Genomic DNA, 6,150 nt, shown 5'->3' with positions numbered 1-6,150 from the left:
ATGCCTATTCCTACCGCGACCGTTTAATTGAAACCGTGATTGGTCAACTCGCCGGACAATTTACTATCGAGAAGTGCTGGGCACGGGATTTGTGGCATTTGAGTAATCGAATAGCCAGAAAACTGCTTTCTCACACCTTGGGCATTTTTGCTAATTTTAAACAAGGTAAAAGTCAACGCGACTGGCTTCAACAAGCCAATGTTATAGGCAGTTAAAGTTGAGCATCGCGTGAGATAAAGATATTTATACCCATTGAAATATAAGTGATATAAGAATAACTATATCATTTTGAATATCACTTTATTTTTATTATATCTCTTATGTATTTACCATGATTTTACATAGTAATCAGATAATTTGGAGCTGTGTATGCCATTTGTCATTTATATTTTCTCATTATGTGCGTTTGCACTCGGACTGACAGAATTTTTGGTTATTGGGCTTGTATCCGCCATTTCTGATGATTTCCAGGCGTCCGTAGATATTGTGGGCTTAACAGTCACAGCTTATGCTGTGGGAGCTACTATTGGAGCACCATTCCTCACCGCAATAACGACAAAATGGTCACGAAAAAGTGTCATGCTTACAACGATGATCATTTTTTCTCTCGGAAGCCTAGCTGCAACACTTTCCAATAATGTCGAAACGATGATTGTCTCGCGATTCGTAGCTGGTCTTGCACATGGATTATTTTTGGCTGTTTCTGCCAGCGTAGCCACTGAACTTGTTCCCCCGAAGAAAAGTGGAGCAGCAGTTGCATGTGTCTTTTCCGGATTAACTTTGGCACTTGCTATAGGTGTTCCTATAGGTACATATTTAGGAAGTGTGATATCTTGGAAACTTAGTTTCTCTTTGGTTACAATATTTGGATTAGTTGGTCTTATTGGATTAATTTTTTGGATGCCTGCTAATACAGGGAATAAAAGTAATATTGCTGCTCATCCAATAAAATCGTTATCTTATATATTTAATCCAATTCTGCTGTTAGGTGCATTTGTTACTGTGCTGGGATATACCGGAGCATTTACTTTATATACTTATATTTCACCTTTTCTTTATCAAGTAACAAAAGTATCTATTCAGACCGCAAGTTATATGATGCTGCTTTACGGAATATTTGCTGCTATTGGAAATATTATCGGTGGTAAGGTAACAGATGCTCTGGGTGCTGAACGCTCTGTCATGATCATTTTATTTTTACTCAGTTTTGATTTAATACTTATGTATTTTTTTGGTCATTCACTGGTCGTAATGGGGATTCTTATTGCGATTATTGGTGCTATTTCGTATGCAGCAGTACCCGCGATGCAAGCTAGGGTAATAAGTATTGCTAAATATTATGTTCCTGAAGCCGTACCGATTGCTTCTGGACTTAATATTGCAGGTTTTAACTCAGGAATAGCGCTAGGATCTATTGTCGGTGGAATACTTATCTCTCACGTATCAATTAATTACCTTACATTAGGTGGAGTTATGATCTGTTTGGCTGGAGTGTGTGCCATGATGTTTACTCCAAAACAAACTAAAGTGTTAGTTCATCAGGATGAATAATGTTTTTTTGCTTTTTATATCCATCGCAATAATTTGATATTATCGTGGTTTTGGAGTTTATATGGTATTCAGCCTTATAAACTCCAATCTAAATATCCCGCTTATTAAGGCAATACTCATTAGATAATGTAATGAACATATCCCAACTACTTGGCTCAGAGGGGGCTGGGGGTACGCATGAAAATATTTAGTGGATAATGCCTTCATTTTTAGAGGAAAGCTGATGAAGGAATTAGTGGATGTTTTTTCTGATTTTCCAGATCCACGTTATCAGGGAAAGGTCAAACACCATTTTATTAATATCTGTAGCGGCTCGCATTTATCTGTAAACCTCCGCACAAACTGACCGTGTGTTGCAAGGTGAGTTCACCGGAGGTTTACGTTGCAATTAGTGAGAGCCGAAAAACCGGATAAATGCGAGTCCGCCGGATTATAAACGCGAGCCGCTACAACTATCCTGACAGAGGGGGTAACGGTGCGGCTATGAAATCTCAGATACTTCACTTAATATGGCGAGTTAAAAATGTCCGTTTTAGGGGGCAAGTACAGGCCAATTTAGACCTGTTTGCCCAGCACAGAGCCTCTTTTCTATATCCGTTAAGTTATTTTATACTATGAAATCTTGGCGATTTCACCCTGAAATTTTTCAAATAAACGTAATAAATTCATTTGGTTATATGGTGGAATTATCTGGAGAATTATTCGTTTAAATTGAAGTGTTTTCGCATTAACACCTGAATCATTTTTTCCAGTTCTTCCTCGAATCCTTTTGGTACGCGGTTAAATTCAAAGCTCACGGATCTGTCTTTAATCCGTTTGCGGGCAAATGAATTCTTATCTTTGAAGTCCCAAAGAGGGATTATCTGCTGCTTTTCTTGTGCAGTTTTTTTTACGTTATTGCTGCTGAAATCTTTAAACAGTTTGATGATGATTGATTTCATTTCGTCGGGAGCTACTGGTTTGGTTTTATCCATATTCTGGATATCATCACGCACACAGCTAACGACTTCATCAATCGGAAGTTTGTTTCTTTGGATGTCAGCGGTGATGTCCAAAAGCGCTTTATAATCAGGGTAACTCAATTCTGCGATGACAGGGAACACGGCGACAATATCACTAGGTACTGAAGCACACTGAATTGCGCGAGTCACTTTGGCTTGTGACATGTTGCTAGACTCAGCAATTTCCTTTTGAGTCATTCCTCCTTCTCGCAGCTGGAGCAGACGCAAACCGACTTCACGAATGTTGTGCTCTCTTGCAGTCTGGATATCAGTGGCAAGTTGTCTTGCGTCATCGGCACTGATATTTGTGTTCGTGACTAAGATATCTAAACCAGCACCACAGAAAATAGCAGCGGCACGTCTGCGAGAACCATCCAGAATTTCTATCTTGCCATCAATACGACGACCGATTGCCGGGAAGAATTGTTGAAGATTGATGGTGCGCATGATGTCGCTGACAGATTCTTTTGTCAGTGCGCTTTGATCCCGGCCATTGACTAAAAAATTAACGGTAGTTTCGGACTCCAGTTTATCGGCAGGGATGTGCTCTAGTTGAAATATGGCAGTTTGACCCGAAGCCAGTGTGAAACGCTGTTCTGTAGTTTGGTTTTCCGCTGGCGTATCCAGGGATACTGAATTGAATGTTCTTCCGATAGTTGGACGTTTTTTATCTTGCATTGTTGCCCCTGTTAACTCTGATGAATTCAATTCGGTCAAAAACGGCTTTGGCGAAGTCTTCTGCGGCTGTTTTCGCATTCTTCAGTGCTTCCCCACTGCCGATATACGTGGCAGGATTTGCGGAAATAACGGTGTCGAAGGACTCGCCGCAACGCTCGAACCCGTCCAGTCGCGGGATAGCGAAATCAAGCATGTCACCACCAAAAATCTCTTTTGCCAGGCTATGACACAGCTTGTGATCAGTTTTATTCACTAACTTGGACATAAAGCCGATGTTACCGCTGAGCCGAGTTGATGCACCTGTTGACTCGATCATTTCTATCAGCTCCGGCAAGCGAGCAAGATATTTCAGTGTACTGTGAAAATCCACTTGTGCGGGTGGGATTGGAGTCATAAGAAAGTCTGCGGCGGCGATCGCGTTAGACAGAAAAGAGTCCAAGTGTGGTCCGCTGTCGATAAAGATGAAGTCGTAATCGTGTTTCACTTTATCGATGATATTCTCGCGAAGGACGGTATAGATGTTCTGGTTTGACAAATGTTCTGCGCAGAGTTCTTCCCAACGTGATGCGATGAATGCGTCTTCAATGGATGCCGGAATAATGTCTACGCCTGCAACGACTGAGGATGTAATAAATTCAGATAGTAACTCTTCACGCGAAACATTTTGCAGCATGGCTTGGGCTGATGTTGTATCAACAGAACCGATAGACTGTTTATGATCAAGGAACATGGTTGCCGATGCTTGTGGGTCAAGGTCGATAACCAAGATCCTAAGGTCTTCGAAAATCAGGTGTGGATGAGTGCGTAATGCATGTGCCAGAGAAACTGTACTGACGGTTTTAGATACTCCCCCCTTTAAATTACCGATAAAGAAGGTCAATGCTTCGTGATAGCGATCCCGGTATTTGGGAACGCCTCTGTGATGGTACAGATCTATGATGTTCTCAATTGTCATCGCGTACTTGGATGAAGAACCTGCTTGCTTCTTGCCAAATACATATCCCTTCGCTTCCATTTCGTTAACGGCATAATCCACGCTGGCACGTGTTAACTTTGGTAATTTTGCGAGAGCCGCTTTTGAATACGTTTGATAATAAGCTGTTTTACTCAGCTCCAGCTTTTGGCTTTGGATTTGGTCACTGAGCGACTGGAGTAGACGAACTGACCTTTGCGCAACCTTATCTAATTGTTTATAGGTTTCATTCATGTTTTTACCGTATGTGTAGGTTTTTAGATTTTATTTAAATATCCTACATAAAACTATAAATGTAAATTTTTTAAATTGAAAAACGCTTTATTTTGTTTATTTTTCTCCATAGGTATTTAATGGTTATATTATTGTTTTAAAAGTAATTTAATTAGAAATTTCAGGGTGAAATCGCCAAAATTTCGCATCGATTTCAGGGATTGAAATGATGGAATCTTGTGTACTGGTTCAATCAGCTTATCAGGTGGGCTATTGAGAGATCACAAAATTCCACATAAAAAAGGAGAGCTGGTAAACATAGCAACGAATATATGGTTGCAGATAGTGTACAAAGTCAAAATAAATCAAAAAAGCCGTGGAGTTTAAAAATGGCCAAATCAGGCTGCCATTTAAATCTCACGGCTTCATATTAAAATTTATCATTTTCACAAACTGACTAAAAAACGAAGATGGGTTACTCCTGTGACTTATTGCGAATCTTGCGCTCAATAAGTTGACCACGCTGATCAAAATAACGACTTGGCCAGATCTCTGATGGATGCCGAGATAATCCGCGATGATCCATTCACCTTTAGGCCACGGTCTGCTGAATGCATTGGCGAGTGTTGATGAGCTGAGTCCCGTTTTACGGGAGAGAGCGGCTAAGGTAGTACCACGTTTGCGTAGTGCAGCAATTATGTCTGCTTGATGCCAGTCGTTTCTGATGTTGTTATTCATTCCTGCTACCCCTTCCCATTAATTAATATTGATGGTGGCGATTCAGACAGGGTTAGCAGACCGGCGCTTACTCCGGCGAGACGTGAGTCTCCCCCACCTGAACCGCCATAGAAAAGGCGAATGCAGGCACACTGGTAGAAATATCCTACCAGTGAAGTGTCCACAGGGTTGCAAATCCCTGACCATTGGTATTTGCCAATGGCGGGGTCACTTTAACTGATTACTTTATTTAACTCAATAACCGGACGACTAAGTTTAACGGCTATAAACCCGTTCAACATAACGCCCGCGGCCATCGCCATGACCCAAATCCATTGAAACCAGTGCCCTTGCTTCCTGACGGCTAAAACCATTCTGTTGGTAAAAAGCCAATGCATCCTGCGCCCACGCATAGCGCAAACTATGGGGAGAATGGCAACCGGTTAAACCAATCTTTGTGGTCTGTGCCCGCCAGTAGTTCATGGCCTGCTTGAGATCTGGTTTATCAATCAGTCTACCGCCACGTTGTTCTGCAATAACAATGGCCTGTTCAACAACTTCTTTCACCGCCGCAACATTCAAGATACGGGTTTGCCGTGGTCGGCCACCTTTGGTTCCGAACACAACATGCAGTTTCGGCTCTGGCTGTTCTAACTGTTTGCGCCAGCTCTTCAGTGAAGCACTGCATTGCACCGCTTCCTGAGAACGCAATCCCAGCAAGCGGGCGAGTTTCAGTGTGACGGCAAATCCGGCATCACGTTCAAGCGCTTTCTGGTAAACGACCTGAAACGCAGCATCAGGGATAGCCTGTTTCGTTCCGGCGCGACTGGTTCCGCTTAATCCCAATGCCTGATTACTCAGGCGTGGCGAAGTTTCCAGTTTCTCCCGGCCTGCCATGCGAAAAATATTGCGCCGCGCAGCCATTTCATTTTGCACAGTGCACTTGGCTATTCCCTGAGATAAACGGGCACTAACATACTGTTCTACATGTTTAGCTTTCAAATTATTAAGGTTTTT

The 6,150-nt window shown here is 42.1% G+C and carries 4 protein-coding genes and 2 pseudogenes; 2 read left to right on the top strand and 4 right to left on the bottom strand.

What is annotated here, in order from left to right; genetic code table 11:
• Positions 1-215, top strand: a pseudogene (locus tag ABLA76_RS16190) (IS982 family transposase); the annotation flags it as partial.
• 154 nt (positions 216-369) lie between these two features.
• A complete protein-coding gene (locus ABLA76_RS16185) occupies positions 370-1,551 on the top strand; it encodes an MFS transporter (RefSeq protein WP_348988707.1) in 1,182 nt (393 codons plus the stop codon).
• Between the two features lie 698 nt (positions 1,552-2,249).
• On the opposite strand, the gene ABLA76_RS16180 is transcribed toward ABLA76_RS16185, so the two are convergent.
• From ABLA76_RS16180 to ABLA76_RS16165, 4 genes and pseudogenes are all read right to left on the bottom strand, one after another.
• Positions 2,250-3,230, bottom strand: a complete 981-nt coding sequence (locus ABLA76_RS16180; protein WP_348988706.1) for a ParB family protein — start codon at positions 3,228-3,230, stop codon at positions 2,250-2,252.
• Entirely contained in the window at positions 3,220-4,437 is a 1,218-nt protein-coding gene (locus ABLA76_RS16175) for an AAA family ATPase (protein WP_047961510.1), read from the bottom strand. The genes ABLA76_RS16180 and ABLA76_RS16175 overlap by 11 nt, the downstream gene beginning before the upstream one ends.
• A gap of 454 nt (positions 4,438-4,891) precedes the next feature.
• Positions 4,892-5,154: pseudogene (locus ABLA76_RS16170) on the bottom strand (helix-turn-helix transcriptional regulator).
• A gap of 255 nt (positions 5,155-5,409) precedes the next feature.
• On the bottom strand, positions 5,410-6,150 hold a 741-nt coding region (locus ABLA76_RS16165; RefSeq protein WP_348988705.1), incomplete at its 5' end, for an integrase domain-containing protein.

It is taken from the genome of Xenorhabdus sp. SGI240 (genome assembly GCF_040081915.1).
Lineage (GTDB): Bacteria > Pseudomonadota > Gammaproteobacteria > Enterobacterales > Enterobacteriaceae > Xenorhabdus > Xenorhabdus bakwenae.
Note: the sequence above shows the minus strand (reverse complement) of the source record. Positions and strands in the feature narration are given on the sequence as shown.

Excerpts from the sequence above, each read along its gene's own strand:
- ABLA76_RS16185 (WP_348988707.1), top strand. The coding sequence starts at position 370 with ATGCCATTTGTCATTTATATTTTCTCATTATGTGCGTTTGCACTCGGA.
- ABLA76_RS16180 (WP_348988706.1), bottom strand. The coding sequence starts at position 3,230 with ATGCAAGATAAAAAACGTCCAACTATCGGAAGAACATTCAATTCAGTA.
- ABLA76_RS16175 (WP_047961510.1), bottom strand. The coding sequence starts at position 4,437 with ATGAATGAAACCTATAAACAATTAGATAAGGTTGCGCAAAGGTCAGTT.